Here is a 26446-nt window from a genome sequence, read left to right on the forward strand (position 1 = left end):
AAAGAAGGGAAATTTAATAAGGAACCTTTTAATATGATAAGGAAGTTAGAAAAAATAAATCAAAATCCTAAATTTCATCCCGAAGGAAGTGCTTTAAATCATGTATTATTAGTAGTAGACAAAGCAAGTGAAGTAAAAAATTTATCAAAAGATGAAAAAGTATTTATGTGGTCAGCTTTACTTCATGATATAGGTAAATTGACTACAACAAGAATAAGAAAAAATAGAATAACTTCGTATAACCATGATATAGAAGGAGAAAAAATTGGTTTAAACTTCCTAGAATTAGTAAGTGACGATAAAAAATTTAATGAAAAAGTGTCTAAATTAATAAGATGGCATATGCAACCTTTATTTTATGATAAAAATCTTCCATTTTTTGAACCACAAAACATGTTAAATGATGTAGAATATAAAGAAGTAGCCTTATTATCTTATTGTGATAGATTAGGAAGAGGTGAATTAGGGGAAGAAAATACTTATAAAGAAAAAGAAAGAATTAAAAACTTTGAAGACTATTGTAGCAAAGTTATAGAGTAGGAGGTTTTATATGAAATTATTTAAATTATTAATATGTGTTAGTTTGTTAGTTCTTTTAACCACCGGGTGCAGTATTAATTCAGAATCCCCTGAAGCACTTATCAAATATAAACCCATTTACAATGAAAATAAAAATAATTTGTCCAAGGAAATAAATAAATTACTTCCTTTAAACTCATCATTAACATTACCATCTAATTCAAGTGAAGTTGGTAAAATTAATGAAGTAGACTTGAATAGTGATGGAGTAGATGAATTAGTTGCATTTGAGAAAAAAGAAAATCCAAATGATAATCCAAATGAAGTGGGATTTATAGTTTTGAGTAAAAATAAAGATAAAACATCATATACAAACGAAGATGATTATATTCAAAATGGAGACTCGATAGAATATGCTGATTTTTACGATCTAAACGGTGATGGGTACAAAGAAATTGTATTATTAATTAAAGAAGGCAATAAAACTAATATGCATATATATTCTTTTAAGAAAGGGGAAATAAAAAAAATATATACGTTAAATCCAACGTGGATAGAAGATAAAGAAGATTTGAGTGATATAAAAATAAAAATTGATTATATTGATGAGGATGATAAATTAGATATTTTAATAATTAATCATAATTCTAAAAATAATATAGCATATGCAAGTTTAGTGAATTTTAATGAAAAAGTAGAATTAATAGATTCTACAGAGTTCAGTAACGTAAAAAATTTAAGTAACTTATATATTACAATAAAAACTATTTCTACAGAAAAAATAGGTGCTAATATAATAGAGAAAAAAGGTATTATTTTAGATATACCAATTATTCAAGACAATAACTATATAACACAAATAATTTATATTCAAGATGGAAAAATGAAAAAAGCTTTTAGTGATAATGAAAAAAATATAAAGCCATATTATATTCCGATAGAGGATATAGATAATGATAATGTAATTGAAATACCGATAGTAAAAGGAAGTGGAAATACATACACCCAAAAAAATTCAGCTGAGATAAGTTGGTATAAGTGGAACGGAAAACAAGACGAAAAATCGGGCTTAGTATTTATTAGTAAAATATATTATAATTATAAATATAACTATAAAATGTTTATACCTAATAACTTGATAAATAATATTTCCATAGAACAAGAATATAATGGCAATGATGTATTATTTAAATTTTATTATTACAATACAGTAAATTTTAAAAATAAAAATTTATTTAATATATCTGTAGTAAGTAAGAATCTTGTAGATGATAAAAAAAATGCACTAAGTACAAAAAATATTATACTTGGTGAAACAGATGAACATAGTTTTATATTATATGAAAAAGATGTAAAAGAACTAAAAAAATTAAAAATAAATACAGATGCATTGAGAGAATATTTTTCATTAATATATGACTAATATTTATTGGGAGGATATAAAATGAAGGAAAAAATATTAATATTAGAAGATGAAATAGGAATTAGAAGTTTTGTAAGTATAAACTTAAAAAGAGAAGGTTATGAAATAATAGAAGCGAGTACTGGTCAAGAAGCTATAGAAAAGATGTCAAGTGAAAAAGATATAAAACTAGCGTTACTTGATGTTATGCTTCCAGATATTAGTGGAATAGATGTATGTAAATTCATAAGACAAAATTTTGACCAAGTAGGCATAATAATGCTTACTGCAAAAGCTCAAGAAGATGATAAAATAGAAGGATTTATATCTGGTGCAGATGATTATATTGTAAAACCGTTTAGTATAAAAGAATTACTAGTAAGGGTATCAGCATTACTTAGAAGAATTAAAAAATAAGATGATGCTATCAAAAGCAGTGAAATAGTATCATCGCCATTTGTTCTAGATTTAGATAAGAGAAAGTTATTTAAAAATAGTAATGAAATAGAGCTTACTCCAACTGAATTTTCCATAGTAAAATACTTAATGACAAATGCAAAACAATCATTAAGTAGAGATCAAATACTTGATGAAGTTTGGGGAACTAATTATCTTTATGATTTTAAAATAGTGGATGTGAATATAAGAAGAATAAGAAATAAGATAGAAGATGACCCATCAAAACCTAAGTATATACAAACTATTTGGGGGTATGGATATTGCTTTAGAAAGGAAGAATAGTAGTGTTACATTTTGAAGGGTTAAGAAAAAAAATAATTAAAAATTATTTTACAATAATTATTATAACAGTTGCATTATTTGAAGTATTATTTATATTTTATATTCAAAATTACTACTATGACTATGTAAGGCAAAATCTAAAAGGACAAGTAGAGTATAATAATTATATATATAATACTAATATAGCTATGGAAACTAGTAGTTTTGAAAAAAAGGTAAGTAATATAATTGAAAAACAAGGTGTAGGTAATAACTCTAAATACGCTATTCAAATAATAGATAAAGATAAAAATATAATATTGGACTCAGATGGCTTTAAGGTTAAAGAAAAAGCTAATTTTGAAGATGTAAATAGAGCACTAAAAGATGCTAAAGAATTAGTACCATATACTTATAGAATAATAGATACAAATGAACATGTAATGAGTGTGTCTGTTCCACTTAAGACAAATAATATAATAGAAGGTGTTGTAAGGTATACAGTATCGCTAAATAAAATAGATAATACAATATTAAAATTAACATTAGGGCTTATATTAGCAGGGATATGTATTTTACTTATAGCAATATCCTTAAGTCTTAGATTTGCAGAAACATTAATTCAACCTCTTAGAGAATTAAAACAATTTGCAAATGAATTAGCACATGGAAATTATAGTATAAAATTAAAAAATACAAATATATCAGATGATGAAATTGGAGACCTAGCTCAAACATTTGAGCATATGGCTGAGGAAATAGATAAAAGTGAAAAGTTAAAAGAAGAATTTATATCTTCTATATCACATGAACTTAGAACCCCTCTTACATCTATAAAAGGATGGAGTGAAACTCTAGGATATGAAGGCATAACAAAAGAAGAATTAGATTTAGGCCTTGGTATAATTCAGGATGAAACAGAAAGACTCATAAAACTTGTAATGGAATTATTAGATTTTTCTCGTCTTTCATCAGATAGAATAAAATTACAGATTGATATGGTTGATATTAGACATTTAGCATTAGGAGTAGTAAATCAGCTGAAAGTAAAGTCAAGTGAAAAAAGTATAATTTTAGGCGCAGAATTTGAAGATGAGAATATTCAAAATGTACAAGGTGATAAAAATAGACTAAGACAAGTTTTAATAAATTTAGTTCAAAATGCTATAAAATTTACTAACGAAGGTGGATTTGTTAAGGTTATAGTTTCTCAAGATGAGGAGTTTACAACTATAAAAGTTGTAGACAATGGATGTGGAATAGAAGCTGAAAATTTAGATAAAGTATTAGATAAATTTTTCCAAGAAGACTATAATAAGGCAGGAAGTGGTCTAGGTCTTGCAATAAGTCATGAAATAGTTAAGCTTCATGGTGGTAATATGAGCATAGAAAGTGAAAAAGACATGGGAACAACTACGACAATTACTATTAAAAATAAACTAATTGAATCAATATAGTATTAAATTGTAGAAAAATAGGATATACTGATAGGTATACCCTATTTTCTTACTGTAAAAAGAAAATAATAAAATGAAAATAATATATTATAAAATATGATTATAATGAAAACTTATTAATAGAAAGAGGAACAATATGAGAAATATAAAAATGACAATCAAATATGATGGATCAAGATACAAAGGATTCCAAAGGCTTCAAGATAATGATATGACGATACAAGGAAAACTTGAAGCTGTAATTCGTAAGATGACTGAGGAGCCTGTAGAAATAATAGGCTCAGGAAGAACAGATATGGGAGTTCATGCTTTTGGTCAAGTTGCAAACTTTAAGACAACTTCTGAAATGACTTTAAAAAAAATGAAAGCTTATTTATATGAATATTTACCAGAAGATATTATAGTTACAAATCTAGAAGAAGCTGACGAAAGATTCCATTCTAGATACAATGCAAAATCAAAGGTATACCTATACAAAATATATAATAATGAAGTTCATGATCCATTTTTAAGAAAATATACTAATCATATAGCAAGAAAATTAGACTTAAATTTAATGAAAGAAGCGAGTAAGCAATTAGTAGGAGAACATGATTTTACTAGTTTTGTTTCATCAAAATCTAAGAAAAAATCTAATGTGAGAACTATACATTCAATAGAAATACAAGAAAATAACAATGTAATAGAAATTTATGTTGAAGCTGATGGATTCTTATACAATATGGTAAGAATTATAGTAGGTACATTAATAGATGCAGGATTAAGAAAAAAAACTGTAAAAGATATAGAATACATGTTAAAAGCTAAAGATAGAAGTGTATCATCTGAGACAGCGCCTTCAAAAGGATTATGTCTATATAAAGTAAAATATTAATTTATAAAAAAATATATGATTGACATTGTAAAGAATATAAGTTATTATTATTTACAAGATAAGCAAATAAAATTTTAATAAATTAGATTCTATGAAAAAGAAAGTAACTTAAGTGGATTTAATAGAGAGCTGGGGATGGTGGAAGCCTAGTAAAAATATTTGAGTGAAGAGAACTTTGGAGAATACTGCAGGAAATTTATAGTATGGCAGTAGGATAGTCTCGCCTTAAGAGAAAGAGTGGATAAGTAAATCTTATCAATTAGAGTGGTAACGCGGATAATATTCGTCTCTTGGTTTTAACCAAGAGGCGTTTTTTTATATATTTATTTAGTGTTATTTGCTATATTTGAAAGAATTCTTATCAATAAGAGTGGTACCGCGGAAAATTCGCCTCTTAGTATTTTATACTAAGGGGCTTTTTTGTATTCAAAACAATATAAGAAGCTTAATTATATTGATTAATAATTAAAGCATAAGCAATTATTAAATGAATACAATATACAAAAAACAAAAAATTATACTAATTTGCGCAAATTATATAAAAATTAATTAAAACAAAAAAATAAACAATTTATAAAGGATAAAAAACTTAAAGTATAACAAAATTTAATAAAAATAATAAATGAATTAAAAATAATAAATGAACTAAAAATAATAATTAAATCAAAAATAAAAATTTTAGGAGGAATAAACTATGAAAGAGAAAGTTGTGTTAGCATATTCAGGAGGATTGGATACATCTATAATAATACCATGGTTAAAAGAAAACTATGATATAGAGGTAATAGCGGTATCGGTAAATGTAGGTCAAGAGGAGAATATGGAAGAAGTTTATGAAAAAGCATTAAAAAGTGGTGCAAGTAAGGCATATGTAGATGATTTAAGTGAAGAATTCGTAAAAGAAACTATATTTAAAGCAATAAAAGCTGAAGCAAAGTATGAAGGGAAATATTTACTTGGAACATCGTTAGCTAGACCGATAATAGCTAAAAGATTAGTAGAAGTGGCACATTTAGAAGGAGCAAAATATATATGTCATGGATGTACAGGGAAAGGGAATGATCAAGTGAGATTTGAAGCTTCAATAGCAGCACTTGATCCAACTATAAAAATCATAGCACCATGGAGAATATGGGATATAAAATCGAGAGAAGATGCTATAGAGTATGCAAATGAGAAAAATATCTCTATAACTGTAACTAAAGAAAAAATATATTCAGTAGATGCAAATCTTTGGCATACATCTACAGAAGGTGGAGATATAGAATATTTAGAAAATGAACATCAAAATCATGTATATAAAAAATGTTTACCATTAGAAGAAGCTTGCGATACACCTGAATATGTTGAAATACATTTCGAAAAAGGAATTCCAACAAAAGTAAATGGAAAAGAACTTTCACCTGTTGAAATAGTAAAAATGTTAAATGATATAGGTGCAAAACATGGAATCGGAGTAATTGATATAATTGAAAATAGATTAGTTGGAATGAAATCAAGAGGAATATATGAGACTCCAGGAGGTACAATACTTTATGAAGCACATAATATATTAGAAAGCGCAACTTTAGATAAAGAGGCTCTACATTTTAAACAAATGGTATCGTTAAAATACGGAGAACTTATATATAATGGTTTATGGTATTCAAAGATAAGAGAGGCTATAGATGCGTTTATAGAAGAAACTCAAGAGAATGTATCTGGAAGTGTTAAAATGAAACTTTACAAAGGGTTTATAAAGCCTGCAGGTATATTTACAGAAAATGCACTTTATGACTATTCAATATCATCATTTGGCGATAGCGAATTATATGACCATAAAGATGCACAAGGGTTTATAAATTTATTTACATTACCTCTTAAAATTAAAGCTATGAAAAATATGAATAAAGAAAATAAAGGATTAAATCAAGAGGTTGCTGCAGATAAAATTATACAATAAAATTATATAAACAAATAGGCTGATATAATCAGCCTATTTGATAAAATTGATATAAAGTTTGAGAATGTAGATAGTTTTGATATGCTCCCTTTAATGGTAGACAGTGAAAATAATAAAAACTGTTTACTATAGAAGGGAGCAGTTCATATCAGGTATTCAAAAATCTATTTACACAAATCTATGCATATTCTATTTTATGATAATTGTTGTGGAAGTTCGACAATAAATGAAGCATACTCATTTATCTTACTTTGTGCATATATCCTTCCTTTATGTTGATTAACAATGGAACTTGCAATAGATAGTCCTAATCCATAACCGCCAGTTTCTCTATCTCTAGAGCTATCAACTCTATAAAATCTTTCAAATATTTTTTCTAGGTGTTCAGGTGGTATACCTTCGCCTGTATTTTTTATAATCATCTTGATTTTATTCTTATCAGTAAACAATGAGACTGTAATTTTACCATTTTTATTTGTATGCTTTATAGCATTGTCCGTTATTATACTAAATAGTTTTTTGATACTTTCTTTGTCACCGTTTATAAATAAATCTTTACTTATATTATTTTCTAACTCTATGTTATTTTCATACATAACCGCATCAAACATTAATATCATACTTTCTATAATTTTACTAATGTTTATAGAAAAGAGAGTTAATCTATTCTCATCAGTATCTAGTTTTGTAAGTGATAACATTTCATTTATAAGAAGAGACATCCTATCTGTTTGAGAATTTATATAATTTATCCACTTTTGTTGATTTCTTATACTATCATCAGGATGACTAAGAATTAATGAAGCATTAGTTTTTATTATTGTTAAAGGGGTTTTTAATTCATGAGAAGCATCTGCAATAAATTGTTTTTGCTTTTCAAAGGTTTCTTTTATAGGCTTTATAGTTCTATTTGTTAGGTAAATGCTTATTATAAGTAGAGCAATTAAACTTATAGAACCAATTAATATAAAAGTTTTTAAAAGTTGAAATAATAGATTTTGATATTGTGTTCTATCTACAAAAGCAATTTTAATTCCAAATGGAGTACGTTGCTTTAGATAAGAATAAGCACTACCACTTATATCCATTTTACTAGAAGGCTTATCATTTTTTAGAACCATATTAACTGCATCTTGTAAGGCAGTAGAATCAATACTCACGTTAAACGGTTTAAAATCTTTTATAATTTCACCGTATTCATTTACTTCTACAACTATACTTATAGAGTTAGGCATTGGTTTTCTACTATTGTTAACAAGAGCAAATAAATTTCCATTAATTTCATTATTTATGTTTGAACTAGTAGTACCATAGATTACTCCAAATATAGATACAAATACAGTTGTAAGTAAGGTCATATTTATTAATATAAATTTAAGTTTTAATTTATCAAACATAATTATTCCAACCTATATCCAACTCTTCTTATAGTTGTTATTTTTACATTAGATTCAACATAAGATAGTTTTTTTCTTAAAAATGATATATACACCTCGATATTATTATGTTCAATATCTGAATCAAATCCCCAAAGTTTTGAAATTAAATCATCCTTACTTACTACTATTTTGGGCCTTTGAAGAAAATATTTTAATATATCAAATTCTTTTAAAGTTAATGTTATAGAGTTATCTCTAACTTCCATTTCATAGGTAGATAGATTTAATCGAATATCAGAGAGTTCTAATATATTTTCATTAATAAAATCTCCGTGTCTTCTTGTAAGAGCTCTTAATCTAGCTAATAATTCTTCTGGAGAAAATGGCTTTGGTAAATAATCATCTGCTCCACAATCTAATCCTAAAACTTTATCTTCAATACTTCCTTTTGCAGTAAGTAAAATCACAGGAGTTGATATTTTTTTATTTCTCAGCATTTTTAATACTTGTAATCCATCTAACTTAGGTAGCATAATATCTAAAATTATTACATCATATACATCTGTAAGTCCATAGTTTAGTCCATCTTCACCATTAAAGACAGTATCAACAGAATAATTATTTTTTATAAGGATTTGTTGTAAAGCTTCAGATAATTGTTTTTCATCTTCTACTAATAATAATCTCATTGTAAATTCCCTCCTTTTTATATAATGTACTTTTTATGTAATACTAATCAAATTATATCATAGTAACCTTAAATTAGATTTAATTTTCATATTAAAAAATTCCCTTAAATTAAATTTAAGGGAAAGTTATTATGCGTATATTTTTTCTTCAAACCCAGAAAGAGTAAGGCTTAGATTTAAATTTCCATTTCTACATCTTAGTTCATCTAAGAATTGCTTTTGATTTATATTATCTTTTAATTGTATCATATAATTTAGTTCAAACAATGCACCAAAGTCTCTAGTTCTGATTCTTTCAATATGATATGAATTAGTGTATTCATTTAAGATTTTATCAAATACACCATCATAGTTTAAATCTTCAGGAATAGTTATTTTAAGATGCATAGATTTACCTTTAGGTGATGCAAACTTTAATAAATTAAGTATAAACATTAAAGAACATAATGTAACTGTAAATATTACTGCATATCCTATATATCCCATACCACAAGCAAGTCCAACTGCTAAAGTGAAAAATATATATGAAATATCTTTTGGATCTCCAGGTGCACTTCTAAAACGAATTATAGAAAAAGCTCCAGCTAAACTAAATGCTCTAGCAACATTGTTTCCTACTAAAAGTATTATAATAGATATTATTACAGGTAACATTACCAAAGTAGTGGTAAACCCTGAGTTGTAACCATTTTTCTTATTAGTTTTCATATATGCAAAACTAATTACTAATCCAAGTGAAATTGATGTTACTAAAACTATTAATGCATTTGTGAGAGTAAATGATTCTCCCGTTGTTGATAAAATTATTGTTTCTAACATATTTTTTCTCCCCTTTTGTTAATATTATTTTTATTATCTAAGCAATAATTCATATACTCATTGCCATATTTTGAAAAGTGTGTGTTATATATTTTTAGCTCTGAAAGAATTTGTGTAAACCATATAGGTATAGCACTTAAGAATTTAACTTCCATTAAAAATTTATTTTCATCAATAATCTCCTCGCCAAAGCACCCAGATTCTAAAGATAAGTCATGACGTCTTGTTATAATTTTAGAATCAAAAGTTAATCTAAGATCTCTATCCTCTTTTCCAAAGAAGGCGTTTCTTGTGTAACCAATATAAACTGTTGGAGATACTTTATTTTTACTTATGTAGTATTCTATTTCTTTTATAACCTGCTCATTTGTATAATCATTAAAAACTGATCTTTTACCACAATCTAAAAAATCATAAACTTCTCCTAAAGTCATAACAACTCTTCGTTTATTTACTATTCCATTTATTTTCTTTTTTAGCTCTAAGAAAACTTTACTATCTAGGTTAGTGGGGATAGTATAACTTCTTAATCTAAGCTTTTCTTTATAATAAGGCTTAGATATGGAATGCCTAATTACATCATTATCTTTTGTATCGTAATAGATATTATAGATATTATAGTTTTTACCACATTTACAATGTTCATCTAGATTCATGTATTCAAGTAATTTTGGTATTAGCTCATTATATTGTTGTTGATTTAATACAAATTTTTTTTCAAATCGCTTAAAAGACTTAATGGCCATGTTTTTTCCTCCAATTTAAATAGTTTTGTTTAGCTTTATAATTAAATTATAATCTCTTAAACTTAAACAAAACTTAATTTTATATGAAGTAAAATGAAAATATAGTTGAAAGTTCAACTAAAATTTAATATACTATATGTAGTTGAACTTTCAACTATATAAGGAGGTGTAACTATCAAAAAACTAGATAGTTATTTATTAAGAGAAATAGGGATTTTATCAAGAACTATACATTATATAAGTGATGTAAAGTACAAGGAATTAAAGTTACAAAAGGGACAGTTTACTTTTTTAACTCGTATATGTGAAAATCCTGGGATTAGTTTTATGGAACTTTCAAATATGCTAAAAGTTGATAAAACAACTACTACAAAAGCAGTGAAGAAGCTAATTGATGCAGATTATGTGTATAAAGAACTTGATGAGAAGGATAAAAGAGGATACAACATAATGCCAACTGACAAAGCCTTAAAAATATATGATCTTATAATTGAAGAAGAAAATAGAAATATAGAGATATGTTTTAAGGGTTTTAGCAAAGAGGAAAAAGAAATATCTATAGCTTTGATTAAAAAAATGAGTAAGAATGTAGAGAAAGATTGGATAAAAATAAAAAACAGAGGAGGAAGGTAAATGATAACTAAGGCAAAATTAAGTGATGTAAAAGAAATAATGGAGATTATAAATACAACAGTAGAAGAGATGAAATCTTATAATAATACTCAATGGGATGAAAATTACCCACAAGGTAACGATTTTGAAAAAGATATAGAACAAGGTGACTTATATATAGAAATTGAAGATGAAAATATAAAAGGGTTTATATGTGTTAACTATACAGAACCAATAGAATATAGTGATTTAGAATGGTCATCTAATGAAAAATGCATGGTAGTTCATAGAATGTCTGTTAATTCTAAATTTAGAAATAGTGGAATAGGGAGTAAACTAATGAATTTTGCTGAACAACTAGCAATTAAAAATGAGGTTAAATATATAAAAACAGATACTTACTCTATAAATACAAAAATGAATTCATTGTTTAAAAAACTTAACTATGAATTTGTGGGAGAAATGAACTTCTTAGGAAAAGAGAAACCATTCTATTGCTATGAAAAAATGTTAAGTGAAGACAAATAAGATATTGCTAAAGTATAAATAAATAGTATTTTAATTACCAATATCCCCCTTTATAAAGACTGTAACGGAAACAGTCTTTTTTTGTTTAAATAAAGGCTAAGTTAGATAATAATAGTGATATATATAAATCACCAAAATATGTATTAACTGTACACTTATCTGGTGTAGACAAGGAAGGTTGAATTAAACTTATTTATATAATATAAATCAATAAAAAGGGAAAAAATATATTTATAAAAAATATATTTTTCTTTTTTGTAACTATGTGATAAAGTCACAGAAAGAAGCTTGATAAAATGATAATATCTAATTAAGGACAATATTCTTAAATTATACACTTAAATCAAAAATTGAGAGGATGATATAAATGACAAGACCATCAGTACACCATAGCCAAGGATACACTTGTGCAGAAGCTATAATAAAATCATACAATGAAGAACATAGCACAGATATACCCGTAGCACTAGGAAGTGGAATGGGAGTGGGTGTAACAGTAGGTAGTTTATGTGGAGCTGTAAACGCTGCAGCCATGGTAGTTGGATATATAAAAGGAAGAGAGGATAATTCTCAACCTAATGAAGCTAGAAATTATTCAAGAGAATTAATGACTAGAGTTAGAAATAAATATAGCACAGAAATCTGCTCAGAATTAAAAAGAAATAAGATAAGCTGTAGCGAAATAATAGATTTTTCATATGATGCTTTAAATGAATTATTAGATAATTAAATTTGATAAAGTTATAAACAACTAAAATATAAAATAAGTCTATGGAGTAAACTAATAGGCTTATTTTATAATAAATAGTATATCGTTCATCAGGTTCAAGAAGTGCTAGTGCAGCAAGATCTCTATATAAAAATAGATTTAATAAGATCTATAATTTAAATGATGGAATTTCTAGTTATAGAAGTAATCTCAAACAAATATAAAAATATATTTTAATGGTATATAGGGGCTAGAACGGCTCGTCTTCACCATTGAAATTCACGAAAACTCCTATCTAATTAGATAGGAGTTTTTTTATTAGAATTAATTGAATGTATATTACTAAAGCATAAATATTTTAATAATATACTAAAAAAATATTGACTGAAACTATTTACATGATATAATGAATTTATGAATCGTGTGATAATGATTATTATTAACAAAAATAAATGATAATGATTACATATAAAATACAATCGGGAGGACATAACATGAAAAGGTTAAAATCATTAGTAGTAATAGGTATAACAATAGCTACGCTGGGGATAGTTACTGGTTGTTCGGGAAACAGTAATAATGAAGGTAATAGCGATAAAGCAAAAACAAGAATAGTAGAGTCAGTAAAAGGAGAGGTTGAAATACCAGCTGATCCTCAAAAAATAGTTGATATATCAGGAAATAGTGAAGAATTAATTTTATTAGGACATACTCCAGTAGCTACAGCAAATGTAGATTCATATGAAACGGACAAAGTTCCTACATATGTAGCAGATAAATTAGGTGATGCAAAAGTAGTTGGTCACTCAATGATGGATACTATGGACATAGAAGCTATATTAGCAGCAGAGCCAGATTTAATAATAATGGCTGAAAGACAAGAGAAAATATACGATCAATTAGCAGAAATAGCACCAGTAGTTATGCTAAAAGATCAATCAAATGACTGGGAAGCTAAGTTTAAAGATGTAGCTAAGTTATTTGAACAAGAAGAGGAAGCAAATAAATGGTTAGATACGTATTATGCAAAAGCGAAAAAGTTAGGTAATGAAATAAAAGAAGTTAACAAAGAACAAACTTACTTAACAGTGCTAGCTACTTCAGGACAATTTATGGTATTTAGTGAAGGTGGAATAGGAACTGTATTAAAAGATGATATGGGATTACCTCAACCTGTTAATATGCCAAAACAAGAGGGTATAACATTACCAACTGTTACTATGGAAGGTTTAACAGAAATAGATGCAGACCATATAATAGTTATAGGTGCAGAGTCAGATAAAGCTGATTTAGAGGCAAGTGCAGTATGGTCAGAAATAAGAGCTGTAAAAGAAGGTAATGTAACAATACTTGATGCAAGTCCATACTTTAGCCAAGCATACAATCCAATAGGAAGAGAATTATTATTACAATCAATTAAAGATGAAGTTGTAAAATAGTAGACATATACAAGTAGGTGGTGAAAATGCTATATATTTTCATCACCTACTATTTCAATTTATAGAAAAATTAAGATTTTAAAAAATATAAAGAAGTTTTATGGATATATCCTAAAAGAATATTTCATTTAATTTTGGTGTAAGGAGGATAAGTGATGATTAAAACAAAGAGAAAAACTTTAGCTTATTCATTGATGTTAATAGGAATAATACTGCTTGTAGTTGGTATAGGTATGTCAATATCGCTAGGAGCTAAGCAAATAGATTTTTCAACGATAATACAAAGTTTATTTACAAGTGATAATGATATAAATATTAAAATAATCAAAGACGTTAGAATGCCTAGAGCTATTGCAGCAGCACTTGTGGGAGGGTTTTTAGCAGTTGCTGGAGCAATAATGCAAGGAATAACTAGAAATCCGATTGCAGAACCATCTGTAATTGGGATTACGCAAGGAGCTACGTTTATGATAGCCGTAGCATTTGTATTACAAAGAATATATCCGAGTTTAGTTATAGGAAGTTTTGGACTTATGGTATTTGCTTTTCTTGGAGCTAGTATAAGCGGGCTTTTAGTATATTTTGTAAGTTCAAGGTCGTCTAGAAAAGTAGACCCAGTAAAGCTTGCTCTTGCAGGAACAGCGTTAGGGACTTTATTAATATCTTTAGCAATGGGAATATCAATGTACTTTAATTTATCTCAACAATTAAGTTTTTGGATTTTAGGTGGATTAATTAGTGCTAAGTGGCAAGGAGTTAAATTATTATTTATAGTTGGAGGAATTGCCTTAATAGCAGCTATGGTAATGGCACCGAAAATAACAATCCTAAGTTTAGGAGAAGAGGTATCTATAGGATTAGGACAAAGAACAAACTCAGTAAGATTAATATGTTTAATAATAGTAATCTGTTTGACTGGGGCATCAGTTTCAGTAGCAGGGAACATAGTATTTGTAGGTCTTATAGTTCCTCAAATAGCTAAGGCTGTAGTAGGTTCAGATTACAAATATATAATACCTAGTTCAATGATATTAGGTTCAGTTTTATTAGTATATAGTGATATCATGGCTAGAATGATTAACCCTCCTTATGAGACTCCAATAGGGTCACTGACAGCATTATTAGGAGTGCCTGTGTTTATATACATTGTAAGAAAGGACACAAAATAGATTATGAATATAAATAAAAAATACGCCCTAGTTACAGGGATTTTAATAACATTAATTTTTGCTACATTTTTAGTAAACTTGAATCTAGGCTCACTGTCCATAGAGCCAATAGATGTTATAAAGACTTTAATAGGTCAAGGATCTAAAAGTCATGAGATAGCTATTTTTAAATTGAGATTACCTAGAATAGTCATCGCAATATTAGTAGGGACAGCTTTAGCTACAGCAGGTACTATTTTACAAGGAGTTACTAAAAATGATTTAGCAGATTCGGGTATTTTAGGTATAAACTCTGGAGCTGCATTATTTATTGTAGTTTATATTTATATCATGAATGGTAATGTTTATGATGGTATAAGTAATACGACAATATTTACAATGCCAATAGTTGCACTATTTGGAGCAATATTTGGAGCATTCTTAATTTATATCCTTGCATGGAAAAATGGAATAAATTCATCTAGATTATTGTTAATAGGTATAGGTATAAATGTGGCATTTACATCACTACTTACTATGTTCCAATTAAAATTTACAACACAAGAATTTAATAGAGTTATGGCATGGACATCAGGAAGTATATGGGGAGCAAGTTGGAAGTATGTACTAGCTATTTTACCTTTTATAATAATAGTTATGGCATTGACAATATATAAGTCAAGATATTTAGATGTATTAAATTTAGGGGATGAAGTAGCAACAGGTCTAGGTGTAAAAGTAGAAAAAGAAAGAAGAATCTTAATAGTATATTCAGTGATTTTAGCTGGTGTAGCAACATCTGTAGCAGGTAATATAGGATTTTTAGGTTTAGTTGCACCTCATATAGCTAGAAAACTAGTAGGGCCTAAGCATAAAAAATTAATTCCTACAGCTGCACTTGTGGGAACATTAATATTATTAATAGCTGATACAATAGCAAGAAACTTAATAGCACCTATGGAGATTCCTGTGGGAATAGTAGTTGCAATAATAGGTGTTCCATACTTCATTTACTTGATGTTAGCAGAATAAGGAATTTTATTTAATATAAATAGAGGAGCTTTAAGTAGCTAGAAGGAGATAAATATGAACTGTATAAGTACTAAAAATTTAAATATTTCATATGGAAATTTAGATATAGTTAAGGATTTAAATTTAAATATACCAAAAGGGAAAATAACTACAATAATAGGTGCTAATGGGTGCGGAAAATCAACAATATTAAAAACTATAGCTAGAATTTTACAACCTAAGAGTGGTGATATATATGTATATGATAAAAATATAAAAGATCAAAGTTCAAAAGAATTAGCAAAGACAATGGCTGTTCTTCCACAAAGTCCTCAAGCACCAAGTGGACTTACTGTAGAAGAGTTAATATCTTATGGAAGATTTCCTCATCAGAAGGGATTTGGTAATTTAAAGAAGGAAGATAATGATATAGTTACATGGGCATTAGAGGTAACTGGGATAAAAGAGTTTAGAGATAGACAAATAGAAGCTTTATCTGGAGGACAAAGACAAAGAGCTTGGATAGCAATGGCCCTAGCTCAACAAACAGATATACTTGTACTTGATGAACCGACAACATATTTAGATTTAGCTCATCAGCTAGAAGTACTAAAATTATTAGAAGAGTTAAATAGAAAACAAGGTACAACTATAGTTATGGTAATACATGAACTTAACAATGCTGCTAGATTTGCAGATCATATGATAGGTGTAAAAAAAGGAAAGATAGCATGTCAAGGAAATGCATATGAAGTTATGACAAAGGAAAATCTTAAAGAACTATTCAATATAGATGCAGAAATTGTAAAAGACCCTAGAACTCAAAAACCAGTATGTATAACGTATGACATGGTAGGATAGGTAGGATTTATGGACAACCAACAAGAATTAAGAGATGAAAAGATTGGAATTTTATTATTGAAATACTCAGTACCTGCTATATTAGCAATGATGGTAACATCTCTATATAATACTGTAGACAGAGCATTTATAGGATCTATTGAAGATATAGGAGCACTTGCTATATCAGGGCTTGGAGTAACAATGCCTCTATTTACAATTTTAGGAGCATTTTGTGTAGCTATAGCAATTGGGGGAAGCACAAATATATCAATAAAACTTGGAGAAGGCAATAAAGAAGAAGCAGAAAGAATTTTAGGGAATACAGTTGCTTTAGAATTAGTTGTAGCTATAGCAATAGTATTGGTTGGAATATTTTTCTTAGATGATATACTTTATATATTTGGAGCAAGTAAATATACTATTAAGTATGCAAGAGAGTACATGAGTGTAATATTTGCAGGAGCATGGTTTAACTTACCAGGATTTGCACTCAATAGCGCTATAAGAGCTGAAGGAAATCCTAAATTAGCAGCTAAAATGATGATAATAAGCTGTGCTCTTAACTTAATACTAGACCCAATATTTATATTTAGATTTGGCATGGGAATAAGAGGTGCCGCTTTAGGTACTGTAATATGCCAATTAGTAGTTTTTATTTGGTCTACACATTATTTTACAGTAGGTAAGTCAAACTTGAAATTAAAAATAAAAAATATTAAACTAGAAAAGAAATTTTTAAAACTTATAATAGTTATAGCTTTAACTCCATTTTTTATGGAACTTGCAGCAGGATCTATACATTTAGTTACAAATAGAGTGTTAAAATTATATGGTGGAGATTTAGCAATAGGTGCTATGACAGCCGTAACATCTATATCTTTAATGTTTTTAATGCCTGTATTTGGGTTAAGTCAAGGAATGCAAACTATAATTGCATATAACTATGGAGCAAAGCAACCTGAACGTACTAAAAAAGCATTATTGTTGGCTATTTTAGTTGCTACAATTATATTAACTATTGGATGTATACTTATTAAGTTATTCCCAGAGTTGTTTGTTGGTATATTTACTAATGATACTGAACTTATGAAGTTAGCTGTTAATGGTATAAATATAAATTTAATAACACTACCAACAATAGGTATTTCTATTTTAGGAGCAGTGTATTTCCAATCAATTGGTAGCGCAAAAGTATCTATGTTCTTAAGTTTATTAAGACAAGTTATAATATTAATACCTGTAATACTTTTAGTGCCTAAAATATATGGTATAAATGGAGTGTGGATTTCACAACCAATAGCAGATGTAGGATCAATGGTTATAGTAGGGTTATTTTTACTAAAAGAATTTAAAAAAACAGAAGAAATTGTAGAAAGTATATAATTTTTTATATACTAGGAGATTATAGAATATAAGAATTATTATAAATAAAATTCGTGGATATTATTCCTGTGATTCGCCTCTACCATTAAAACCCACGACAGTTTTGTCGTGGGTTTTTTATGTGGTGTGCCTGACATGGGCAGCAACTTGATGATGAAAGTCCGTTGTAGGCTTGATAGTGGGAACTGCTATCTAAGGGCAAGGGTATCCATCGCGAGGTAGAATTTGAAGGAAGCCTACGGCAAAATCTCGGTCTGAGGTGTCATTAATGAATATTAAAGTTATGTCCAAAAAACTGGATTGACAAAAAAGCTATTAAATATTACAAAAGTGAAAGATTAATCACTTTTTAGAAATTTTTCTACTGTCAAAATTATATGAAGGTAATAATAATCCTTTATAAATAACTTCAAATTCAGAATTTATTAAACTTGCTAGGGTTTCAATTACTCCTAAAGTATCAGCATTTACTATGCCTACAATTCTTTGTTGTATAAGAAGTTGGTATGCATCATTGTAAACTTGTTTTATTGGATAAATTGTATTTGGAGAATCTATATATGGTTCATAATCAGGCTTAACAGTTCCTGTAGGTGTATATATTTGTTCTAAATATTCTTTTGGTCGTGAAGAGATATCTATAGAATATTTTTTTTCATCGCAATTTACATGTACTTTATAATTATCTTTGTATTTAGCTGTACAAGCATTATTTTGATTAACTTGATCTTGATTAAATATTTCTATTAACTTTTTATCCTCATATTTGTAAATAACTGCAATTTCAAATCCACCAGAGCCACCAAATCCACCTCTCACCATAATTTCGGATTTATTATCTCCAGTAAAATCGGCCACAAAAAGCTGCAAGTTATATCCACTATATGGAAAATTTATAGAGATAGATTCTTCATTTTCTGGGTTTAGCACAAGTTCTATATTATCTGCATATGAGATATCTTTGTATGGATAGACTCCTACGAGTATTGCTTTATCTGTTGAATGCTCACCTGTTATATTACCTGAATTGATATCTATAATTGTTTTTTTAGTATTATCTGTCATATTATTTTCAACTCCTTGTATATTAAGTTTTTACAACTTTAAAACATTTACCATATAACGATAACTTTATATGGTACGGTTTGAGCTGGAATATTATTTTTTCTAGTTCCATATACAACTATTAGATTTCGATTTTTAGGGATTTTAGTAAAGGTTTGACCATTTTACAATTCTACTTGAGTAGATGGTGAAATGATTAATTTTAATTTGCCACCGCTACTAACTAACTCGCTATCAAAAAATCATCTATCATTGGAATTTTACTATGAAAAAATTTGAAACTTTTTACTTTTACTCCTCCATTATTATTTTATACAGTTTATGTTTTTTTTAGATTTTATGTTCCTTTATGTGATAAAGTCACAGAAAGAAGCTTGATAAAATGATAATATCTAATTAAGTACAGTGTTCTTAAATTTAAAGATTTAGAGGATTAAATAAAATAAGTCTAGAGATAAACCAATAGGCTTATTTTTATAATGAATATGTGGAGGAAAAATTAATGGGATTTTTATCAGGCTTATTTGAGAATAAGAAATATACCAATATAAATGGAGAAGAATTACAAAAAATAGTTAAACAAAATAAAGATGTATTAATACTAGATGTAAGAACTATAGGAGAGTTTAGAAGTGGACATATTCCAAAATCTAAAAATATTCCGGTACAAGAATTAAGCTCAAAAGTAGATACATTAGATTCTTATAAAGATGATGAAATAATAGTATATTGTGCATCAGGTGCAAGAAGTGCTAGTGCAGCCACGGCTCTATCTAAAAATGGATTTAATAATATCTATAATTTAAGTGGTGGAGTTTCTAGCTATAAAGGTAAGCTTAAATAAATATAAAAGCCTTCTATCTATATTTTATGTAGTATAGAAGGCTTTTGTTTACTCAGTAATATGTTTTGGTAAGTTTAAAGGATTTCATTCTTCAATATGAAATTGAGATACGATAGGATATTTTAGACTAATAATAGGCATAAAAAGTTTTATTATAATATAAAAATTTAGAAAATAAGGACAAGAAAGGTCTTCTACTTTTATTTTATCAATATGTTAGCAAAATAAAAAGGCTAGAACTATGGCCATTTATATTTATAAAGTTATATGCTAGGATTACATCATATAAGTTATAATTTAGATATATTAATATAATATAAACATTAAGTTTTATAAAAATTATTTATTGTAAAGGTAGGAGATAATGAGAGATATAATAACATATTCATTATGCAAATATGATGAGAAGTCGGATAAATATTATGAACAAGTATCAATTTTCACTGATGAAGTAATAGATAAAATAGATGATTCTACTGATATATGGGTAAAAGATTTTCAAGATTTTATAATTAAAAATAATATAGAAGATTTAAGAAGCAACATAGAATATTCACTTGAATTACTGATTTTAGGAGTACTATGGAGAAATTATATAGATAAAGCAATTATATTAAAGAAAATACCAAAGATTATACTTATAAAACTATCTAAGTTAAGAGAAAAAAATAGTATAAAGAAAACAGCAGATTTTTTTAGAGGAATTTTAGGAACGCTATTTTTAGATAGAGAAGACAATAAGAACATAGATTTTACATTAGATAGTTTAATAAAACTAATTCATTGGTTATCGGCTACAGGAGAATTCAAGCAAGAAGTTGAAAGACTAAAAATATGGGGAAATTATTTATCTAATAAATCTGAAAAAGAAATTAACAATATAATATCAGCATCAGTGAATTTAGCACAATGGTTTGAAATAAAAAGTGAAGAAAAACTAGGACATTACACTGAAAATGTTAATAAGTTTCATAACACAACGTATAAGGAATATAAATATAGAGAAGATTATATATATTGTGGACGTAAAAGAGTAGAATACCATTTAAATATGGTTGGTGCTGAAATAATGAATAGAGCTTACAGAGAAGATTTTCTTAAAACAAAAGAAAAAAGACTACTTTTACCTGCTTGTATAAGATTAAATGCTAATGATAACTGTAAAGCTATTAGAACAAAAGAAGGATATTTATGTACAAATTGTACAAAATTATGTAAAGTGAACCAATATACAAAATTAGGGGAAAAATATAATTTTAAAGTTTATACTATTCCTCATGAATCATCTGTATTTACAAAAGAAAAACCGCAAACAGGATATATAGGAATAATTGGAGTAGCATGTGTTCTCAATCTGATTTCTGGAGGATATAAAGCTAAAGATTTAGGGTTTATTCCACAATGTGTACTATTGGATTATTGTGGATGTAAAAATCATTGGCATAAAAATGGTATTGTTACTGATATTAACGTTGATATAGTATTATACACTATTGGAGTAAACAAAATAAAAATTTAAATAAATTCTATAAATAAACAAAGAAGGGCTGTCTCAAAATAGAGATTAGCTCCTTTTCTTTGTCAAAAAATTTATGCAAATGTATAATAAATTGGTAGAAACAGATACTAAAAATATCATAGAATATCTATGAATTTTGTTTTATATAAAAGAAGAAAAAGAGCTAGGAAACAAAAAAAATAGAAGAAAAGGAGCTAAAATGACAGAGAGAAAAGGAATGATAGAAACAGGATGGAACTTAGACAACAGTTATGCCCATTTGCCTAAATCATTTTTTACCATCCTAAACCCAACCCCTGTATGTTCACCGAAGTTGATTATTCTCAATTATCCGTTGGCAACATCTCTGGGGTTCAACATTCAGTCACTGGAAAGCGATGATAGCGTAGCGGTATTTGCTGGAAATCAGATTCCTAAAGGTGCTTTACCCCTTGCTCAAGCTTATGCGGCGCATCAATTCGGGCATTTTAACATGTTAGGAGACGGTCGAGCTATACTGATTGGCGAGCAGATAACGCCTTTAGGTGAACGATTTGATATTCAACTTAAGGGTTCAGGCATAACACCATATTCCCGCAGAGGCGATGGCCGAGCAGCACTTGGACCAATGCTGCGCGAATACATCATTAGTGAAGCAATGCATGCACTTGGTATTCCTACTACCCGTAGCCTAGCAGTGGTGACAACAGGTGAGCCAATAATGCGTGAAACCAAACAACCTGGTGCAATTTTAACCCGTGTGGCTGCCAGTCATCTACGCATCGGCACTTTTCAATATGTTGCAAAATGGGGTACTGTTGAGGAGCTTAAAGCCTTGGCTGATTACACATTGCAAAGACATTTTCCAAACGTTAAGGATGATGAAAATAGATATCTTTCGCTACTTCAGGAAGTGATTAAGCGTCAGGCCGTGTTGATTGCAAAATGGCAATTGGTTGGATTTATCCATGGGGTAATGAACACAGACAATATGACCATTAGTGGAGAAACCATTGACTATGGTCCTTGTGCATTCATGGATGCCTATGACCCAGCAACGGTATTCAGTTCCATTGACGTTCATGGCCGCTATGCCTATGAAAATCAGCCAAATATTGCAGAGTGGAATCTAGCGAGATTTGCTGAAACTCTATTGCCACTATTGCATGACAACCAGGAACAGGCTATCAAACTGGCTCAGGATGCACTTTCAGATTTTGCTGAGCTGTATCAACGTAATTGGCTTGCAGGAATGAGATCAAAACTTGGAATATTTAACGAAGAATCACAGGATGAATCCCTTATTGAAGATCTTTTCTTTATGATGCAAAAGTATAGTGCAGACTATACGAATATCTTCCGTGCATTAACTTTTAATAAGATGGAGGATACGGTCCTGTTTGGCACTACGGAATTTGCTCAGTGGTATGAGTTGTGGAAGGCGAGATTAGACAGACAGAAGGAATCAAAAGTCGAATCACATGAGTTGATGAGAAACTCCAATCCTGCGATAATCCCTCGAAACCACAGGGTAGAAGAAGCACTAGAAGCCGCAGTGAAACAAGGAGACTATAGTGTGATGCATCTACTTCTTAATGTTCTTTCAAATCCCTACGCGCACTCTACTGAACAGGATGAGTACTCCACGCTGCCTGCGCCATCAAGCTGTCCTTACAGAACTTTTTGCGGTACTTAATATAGAAGCATTAGACCAGCTAACTGATGTCAAGTGAAAATTAAAAATAACTGTTATATGAAAAAGGGCATAATTAATAGCCCTTTTTCTAGTTCATATACTATTTGGATTATTTCTAGTACTATGGGGTATACATACAATGAAAATGGATGATGCATTCGTAGTAAAAACTCAAAAAATAAAAAATATTTTTAATTTATTAATACTTGGAAAGGCTTCTGGAATAGGATAATTATTAAGTGGCATCTTATGTATAGTTATAGGGAATGTATCTTTTATAATTAAGTAATTTAAAACCTAAAAACTACTATATATAGTGTAGCTATACACATACCTAAAAATACAATATAGAACCATCACTACCAATAAACAAAGTATCACAAAATCTATGAGGTAAACCAATAGGATTATTTTCATAGACTCTATGTAAAAATTGATTTAAATATATTTACTAGTAAGAGGTGCCACGAAATTAACATGAAAAAAGAAGTAAAAATAGCTATAAGAAGTTTGGTTGAATTTATAATGAGACATGGAAGTATTGATAATAGGTATGTAGGGGCTGTTAAAGCCATTGAAGGTATAAGAGGAAATCAAAAAAGGAGAAAATAAGAGTGTTGACTTTTATACATATGAATTTATACATATGAAAATGTACATGATTTTCGGAATGGCATCTATAACAAAATCCACGATAGGAATTTATCGTGGACTTTTATTATGAATAATTCAGGTTAAGTTTATAAAGATTATTAATTAAAGCAACCAGATGAGTATTACATCAATATTTTAATGATTTTAAAATACAATTTAATTTTGTATCAATGTAACAGATCTTTTGCTCAAGATCATCAACTTTTTTATCTAGTTTTTTTAATTTAGAATTAATATTCAGTACTGTGTTGTTTATTTCTTGAAGACCGTAATTAGGGTCAAGAACTGTATCCTCAATAGTACTAACTTCAGCTTTAATTTCTTGAAGACCATAATCTTGATTAGTTATTTCATCATAAATAGCTCCCAACAAATCTTCAGTAGTTATAAATTTTAATACGAAGGCATTAGAATCTCCACTGAGATCTGAATCATATGGGCGCTTTGTAGGAAAATCTGATGAAGCAGTGAAGCCAGTAACATAAAAATTATTAGAGTTATCTACTGCTACTCCATTACCATAATCCTCAGAAGAACCATTTATATATGCAGAATATACTATATTGCTTCCGTTTGAGTTAAGTTGAGTAACAAAAGCTGCACCAGAACCATTAAAATCAACACCAAAACCATTAGTTTTCGGAAAATCTGATGAAGAAGTGAAGCCAGTAATATAAGCATTATTAAAGTTATCTATTGCTATTCCATAAGCATAATCTTGATCAGAACCATTTATATATGCAGAATATACTATTGAGCTTCCGCTTGGGTTAAGTTTAGTAACAAATGCAGCAAAAGTACCGTTAGAAGGTATACCAAAACTATTAGTGGTTGGATAAGTTAAATTTGATGAACGAGTATAGCCAGCAATATAAGCATTATTAGAGTTATCTACTGCTATTCCAAAAGCAACATCCTCAGAAGTACCATTTAGATATGCAGAATATACCATCACTCCGCTTGGGTTAAGTTTAGTAGCAAAAACAGCAGTAGAACCATTATAAGCAGTACCAAAATTAGTAGTAGTTGGATAATCTATTGAATCAGTGTAGCCAGTAATATAAGCATTATTAGAGTTATCTACTGTTATTCCCAAAGCTTTATCGTTAGAAGAACCATTTATATAGATAGAATATAATATTGTGTTTCCGTTTGGGTTAAGTTTAGTAGCAAAGGCAGCGTAAGTGCTATTATAAGGTACCCCCAAACTATTAGTAGTTGGATAATTTGATGAACTAGTGAAACCACTGATATAAGCATTATTAGAGTTATCTACTGCTATTCCATAAGCAACATCCTCAGCAAAACCATTTATATATGCAGAATATACTATTGCGTTTCCGATTGGGTTAAGTTTAGTAACAAAGACTGCATCAGAGCCATTCCAACCGACACCCAAACTATTAGTAGTTGGATAATTTGATGAATTAGTGTAACCAGTAATATAAGCATTATTAGAGCTATCTACTGCTATCCCATAAGCAACATCATCGCCATCACCATTAATATATGTGGAATATATTAAATTACCATTAGTATCGAATTTAGTTACAAATACAGCATAAGTGCCATCATAAGGTATACCAATGATAGGATTAGTTGGTAGAAAATTACTAGAATTAGTAAGACCAGTTACATAAGCGCTTCCAAGAGTATCTACAGCAATACCAAGTCCCTCAGTTGTATTATTACCACCTAGATAAGTTGAATAAAATAAAACAGGGTCAATTATTAATTCTTTTTTTATATCATAGTTTTTTGCTTCTATACTTAAAGAATCTTCGTTTACAATAAATTTAGATATTACTTGACTTTTAATTTCATTAATAATTTGATAAGAATTCGGTTTTAATAATTTTATTTGTGAAGTTTTTACAGATATTATAGCATTTCCTTCTTCATCTAGTTTAAGTTCATCATGACCTTCGAATAATAATTTAATATGTTTTGGATTAGCGTTAGGTTTAACTATGAAGTCGTATTCTAATAAATTTCCATTAGAGTAGAAAACCAAATCTATATTAGGATAAATATTGTTATATCTTATCTTAGAATAAGTGTTTATATTTGTAACTCCTTCTTTAGGAAGGTTTTGTCCAAAATAATTGAATTTTGATTGTAGTTCATCTTCTCCAACTATATTTACATTACTATTACAATTTTTAAATAATATATTTATGAAATAAGTTTTTCTTTTAGGTAATTTCTCTACTATTTTTTTTTCTGGACTCTTAAAAAGATCTCTTTGCTTTTTAGCTTCATCTTCCAGTAGAGGTTCCATAACACCAATAGTTATCCTATCCTGTAGAAAAAATAGTGTAAGATTTCCTTTTTTTAGTATAAATTTAGCATCGCTATATTGTTGACCTGAATTTTTTTCAAAGATGTATGAAGAGTTTTTCATTAAATTATTTTCAAGTTTATAATTCATTTTTGTATCTCCTTATGATAATTTTGTTGTTTAATATT

23 protein-coding genes, 1 pseudogene and 1 other annotated feature are annotated in these 26446 nt (G+C 28.4%); of the genes and pseudogenes, 18 read left to right on the forward strand and 6 right to left on the reverse strand.

Going from position 1 to position 26446, the window contains the following annotated elements:
• From AC11VW_RS04330 to AC11VW_RS04355, 6 genes and pseudogenes are all read left to right on the forward strand, one after another.
• Positions 1 to 540, forward strand: a 540-nt coding sequence (locus AC11VW_RS04330; RefSeq protein WP_484300168.1) for an HD domain-containing protein, incomplete at its 5' end; no start/stop codon positions are given.
• Positions 541 to 550: 10 nt separating this feature from the next.
• A complete protein-coding gene (locus AC11VW_RS04335; RefSeq protein ID WP_484300169.1) occupies positions 551 to 1942 on the forward strand; it encodes a hypothetical protein in 1392 nt (463 codons plus the stop codon).
• 21 nt (positions 1943 to 1963) lie between these two features.
• Positions 1964 to 2662, forward strand: a pseudogene (walR, locus tag AC11VW_RS04340) (cell wall metabolism DNA-binding response regulator WalR).
• 2 nt (positions 2663 to 2664) lie between these two features.
• A complete protein-coding gene (locus tag AC11VW_RS04345; RefSeq protein ID WP_484300170.1) occupies positions 2665 to 4098 on the forward strand; it encodes an ATP-binding protein in 1434 nt (477 codons plus the stop codon).
• 136 nt (positions 4099 to 4234) lie between these two features.
• The gene (gene truA / locus AC11VW_RS04350) at positions 4235 to 4972 is read left to right on the forward strand and encodes a tRNA pseudouridine(38-40) synthase TruA (protein ID WP_484300171.1); all 738 of its coding nucleotides are present in this window, start codon (positions 4235 to 4237) and stop codon (positions 4970 to 4972) included.
• Positions 4973 to 5054: 82 nt separating this feature from the next.
• Positions 5055 to 5266, forward strand: a binding site (T-box leader).
• Positions 5267 to 5666: 400 nt separating this feature from the next.
• Positions 5667 to 6914 carry an argininosuccinate synthase gene (locus AC11VW_RS04355; protein ID WP_484300172.1) on the forward strand — a complete coding sequence of 416 codons (1248 nt, stop codon included), beginning with the start codon at positions 5667 to 5669 and terminating at the stop codon, positions 6912 to 6914.
• 194 nt (positions 6915 to 7108) lie between these two features.
• Here AC11VW_RS04355 and AC11VW_RS04360 read toward each other — a convergent pair whose 3' ends face one another.
• From AC11VW_RS04360 to AC11VW_RS04375, 4 genes are all read right to left on the reverse strand, one after another.
• Positions 7109 to 8311 carry a sensor histidine kinase gene (locus AC11VW_RS04360; RefSeq protein WP_484300173.1) on the reverse strand — a complete coding sequence of 401 codons (1203 nt, stop codon included), beginning with the start codon at positions 8309 to 8311 and terminating at the stop codon, positions 7109 to 7111.
• A gap of 2 nt (positions 8312 to 8313) precedes the next feature.
• Positions 8314 to 8982 carry a response regulator transcription factor gene (locus AC11VW_RS04365; RefSeq protein ID WP_484300174.1) on the reverse strand — a complete coding sequence of 223 codons (669 nt, stop codon included), beginning with the start codon at positions 8980 to 8982 and terminating at the stop codon, positions 8314 to 8316.
• A 129-nt stretch (positions 8983 to 9111) separates the two neighbouring features.
• Positions 9112 to 9801, reverse strand: a complete 690-nt coding sequence (locus tag AC11VW_RS04370; RefSeq protein WP_484300175.1) for a DUF4956 domain-containing protein — start codon at positions 9799 to 9801, stop codon at positions 9112 to 9114.
• A complete protein-coding gene (locus AC11VW_RS04375) occupies positions 9795 to 10547 on the reverse strand; it encodes a VTC domain-containing protein (protein ID WP_484300176.1) in 753 nt (250 codons plus the stop codon). The genes AC11VW_RS04370 and AC11VW_RS04375 overlap by 7 nt, the downstream gene beginning before the upstream one ends.
• A gap of 237 nt (positions 10548 to 10784) precedes the next feature.
• Between AC11VW_RS04375 and AC11VW_RS04380 the strand changes: the two genes are divergently transcribed.
• The 8 genes from AC11VW_RS04380 (at position 10785) to AC11VW_RS04415 (ending at position 18220) form a co-directional block, all read left to right on the forward strand.
• Positions 10785 to 11180 carry a MarR family winged helix-turn-helix transcriptional regulator gene (locus AC11VW_RS04380; RefSeq protein WP_484300200.1) on the forward strand — a complete coding sequence of 132 codons (396 nt, stop codon included), beginning with the start codon at positions 10785 to 10787 and terminating at the stop codon, positions 11178 to 11180.
• Positions 11181 to 11687 carry a GNAT family N-acetyltransferase gene (locus AC11VW_RS04385; protein WP_484300177.1) on the forward strand — a complete coding sequence of 169 codons (507 nt, stop codon included), beginning with the start codon at positions 11181 to 11183 and terminating at the stop codon, positions 11685 to 11687.
• 367 nt (positions 11688 to 12054) lie between these two features.
• Positions 12055 to 12417: a C-GCAxxG-C-C family (seleno)protein gene (locus AC11VW_RS04390; RefSeq protein ID WP_484300178.1), complete on the forward strand. Its 363-nt coding sequence runs from the start codon at positions 12055 to 12057 to the stop codon at positions 12415 to 12417.
• A 473-nt stretch (positions 12418 to 12890) separates the two neighbouring features.
• Positions 12891 to 13835: an iron-hydroxamate ABC transporter substrate-binding protein gene (locus AC11VW_RS04395; protein ID WP_484300179.1), complete on the forward strand. Its 945-nt coding sequence runs from the start codon at positions 12891 to 12893 to the stop codon at positions 13833 to 13835.
• Positions 13836 to 13990: 155 nt separating this feature from the next.
• On the forward strand, positions 13991 to 15004 hold the full coding sequence (locus AC11VW_RS04400; RefSeq protein WP_484300180.1) for a FecCD family ABC transporter permease: 1014 nt from the start codon (positions 13991 to 13993) through the stop codon (positions 15002 to 15004).
• Positions 15005 to 15007: 3 nt separating this feature from the next.
• Positions 15008 to 16015, forward strand: coding sequence for a FecCD family ABC transporter permease (locus tag AC11VW_RS04405; protein ID WP_484300181.1), 1008 nt, complete (start codon positions 15008 to 15010; stop codon positions 16013 to 16015).
• Between the two features lie 54 nt (positions 16016 to 16069).
• Positions 16070 to 16855 (forward strand): ABC transporter ATP-binding protein, encoded by a 786-nt coding sequence (locus AC11VW_RS04410; RefSeq protein WP_484300182.1) that lies wholly within the window; start codon positions 16070 to 16072, stop codon positions 16853 to 16855.
• A gap of 9 nt (positions 16856 to 16864) precedes the next feature.
• The gene (locus AC11VW_RS04415; protein WP_484300183.1) at positions 16865 to 18220 is read left to right on the forward strand and encodes an MATE family efflux transporter; all 1356 of its coding nucleotides are present in this window, start codon (positions 16865 to 16867) and stop codon (positions 18218 to 18220) included.
• Positions 18221 to 18562: 342 nt separating this feature from the next.
• Here the strand turns inward: AC11VW_RS04415 and AC11VW_RS04420 are convergent, their stop codons facing one another.
• Positions 18563 to 19285, reverse strand: coding sequence for a hypothetical protein (locus tag AC11VW_RS04420; protein WP_484300184.1), 723 nt, complete (start codon positions 19283 to 19285; stop codon positions 18563 to 18565).
• A 502-nt stretch (positions 19286 to 19787) separates the two neighbouring features.
• Here AC11VW_RS04420 and AC11VW_RS04425 point away from each other — a divergent pair.
• From AC11VW_RS04425 to AC11VW_RS04440, 4 genes are all read left to right on the forward strand, one after another.
• A complete protein-coding gene (locus tag AC11VW_RS04425) occupies positions 19788 to 20129 on the forward strand; it encodes a rhodanese-like domain-containing protein (RefSeq protein WP_484300185.1) in 342 nt (113 codons plus the stop codon).
• Between the two features lie 364 nt (positions 20130 to 20493).
• The gene (locus AC11VW_RS04430) at positions 20494 to 21648 is read left to right on the forward strand and encodes a DUF116 domain-containing protein (protein ID WP_484300186.1); all 1155 of its coding nucleotides are present in this window, start codon (positions 20494 to 20496) and stop codon (positions 21646 to 21648) included.
• Between the two features lie 199 nt (positions 21649 to 21847).
• Entirely contained in the window at positions 21848 to 23323 is a 1476-nt protein-coding gene (locus tag AC11VW_RS04435; protein WP_484300187.1) for a protein adenylyltransferase SelO, read from the forward strand.
• Positions 23324 to 23800: 477 nt separating this feature from the next.
• Complete coding sequence (locus AC11VW_RS04440; protein WP_484300188.1) at positions 23801 to 23935, forward strand: hypothetical protein; 135 nt, start codon at positions 23801 to 23803, stop codon at positions 23933 to 23935.
• Between the two features lie 169 nt (positions 23936 to 24104).
• On the opposite strand, the gene AC11VW_RS04445 is transcribed toward AC11VW_RS04440, so the two are convergent.
• On the reverse strand, positions 24105 to 26408 hold the full coding sequence (locus AC11VW_RS04445; RefSeq protein ID WP_484300189.1) for a DUF7948 domain-containing protein: 2304 nt from the start codon (positions 26406 to 26408) through the stop codon (positions 24105 to 24107).
• Positions 26409 to 26446 lie beyond the last annotated feature (38 nt).

Source organism: Romboutsia sp. (assembly GCF_056995035.1).

Bases quoted from the DNA above. Each gene is read 5' to 3' on its own strand.
- AC11VW_RS04375 (WP_484300176.1), bottom strand. From the start codon at position 10,547: ATGGCCATTAAGTCTTTTAAGCGATTTGAAAAAAAATTTGTATTAAAT.
- AC11VW_RS04400 (WP_484300180.1), top strand. From the start codon at position 13,991: ATGATTAAAACAAAGAGAAAAACTTTAGCTTATTCATTGATGTTAATA.
- AC11VW_RS04435 (WP_484300187.1), top strand. From the start codon at position 21,848: ATGACAGAGAGAAAAGGAATGATAGAAACAGGATGGAACTTAGACAAC.
- AC11VW_RS04385 (WP_484300177.1), top strand. From the start codon at position 11,181: ATGATAACTAAGGCAAAATTAAGTGATGTAAAAGAAATAATGGAGATT.
- AC11VW_RS04405 (WP_484300181.1), top strand. From the start codon at position 15,008: ATGAATATAAATAAAAAATACGCCCTAGTTACAGGGATTTTAATAACA.
- AC11VW_RS04425 (WP_484300185.1), top strand. From the start codon at position 19,788: ATGGGATTTTTATCAGGCTTATTTGAGAATAAGAAATATACCAATATA.
- AC11VW_RS04370 (WP_484300175.1), bottom strand. From the start codon at position 9,801: ATGTTAGAAACAATAATTTTATCAACAACGGGAGAATCATTTACTCTC.
- AC11VW_RS04410 (WP_484300182.1), top strand. From the start codon at position 16,070: ATGAACTGTATAAGTACTAAAAATTTAAATATTTCATATGGAAATTTA.
- AC11VW_RS04360 (WP_484300173.1), bottom strand. From the start codon at position 8,311: ATGTTTGATAAATTAAAACTTAAATTTATATTAATAAATATGACCTTA.
- AC11VW_RS04430 (WP_484300186.1), top strand. From the start codon at position 20,494: ATGAGAGATATAATAACATATTCATTATGCAAATATGATGAGAAGTCG.
- AC11VW_RS04335 (WP_484300169.1), top strand. From the start codon at position 551: ATGAAATTATTTAAATTATTAATATGTGTTAGTTTGTTAGTTCTTTTA.
- AC11VW_RS04420 (WP_484300184.1), bottom strand. From the start codon at position 19,285: ATGACAGATAATACTAAAAAAACAATTATAGATATCAATTCAGGTAAT.
- AC11VW_RS04415 (WP_484300183.1), top strand. From the start codon at position 16,865: ATGGACAACCAACAAGAATTAAGAGATGAAAAGATTGGAATTTTATTA.
- AC11VW_RS04395 (WP_484300179.1), top strand. From the start codon at position 12,891: ATGAAAAGGTTAAAATCATTAGTAGTAATAGGTATAACAATAGCTACG.
- truA (WP_484300171.1), top strand. From the start codon at position 4,235: ATGAGAAATATAAAAATGACAATCAAATATGATGGATCAAGATACAAA.
- AC11VW_RS04440 (WP_484300188.1), top strand. From the start codon at position 23,801: ATGAAAAAAGAAGTAAAAATAGCTATAAGAAGTTTGGTTGAATTTATA.
- AC11VW_RS04355 (WP_484300172.1), top strand. From the start codon at position 5,667: ATGAAAGAGAAAGTTGTGTTAGCATATTCAGGAGGATTGGATACATCT.
- AC11VW_RS04365 (WP_484300174.1), bottom strand. From the start codon at position 8,982: ATGAGATTATTATTAGTAGAAGATGAAAAACAATTATCTGAAGCTTTA.
- AC11VW_RS04445 (WP_484300189.1), bottom strand. From the start codon at position 26,408: ATGAATTATAAACTTGAAAATAATTTAATGAAAAACTCTTCATACATC.
- AC11VW_RS04390 (WP_484300178.1), top strand. From the start codon at position 12,055: ATGACAAGACCATCAGTACACCATAGCCAAGGATACACTTGTGCAGAA.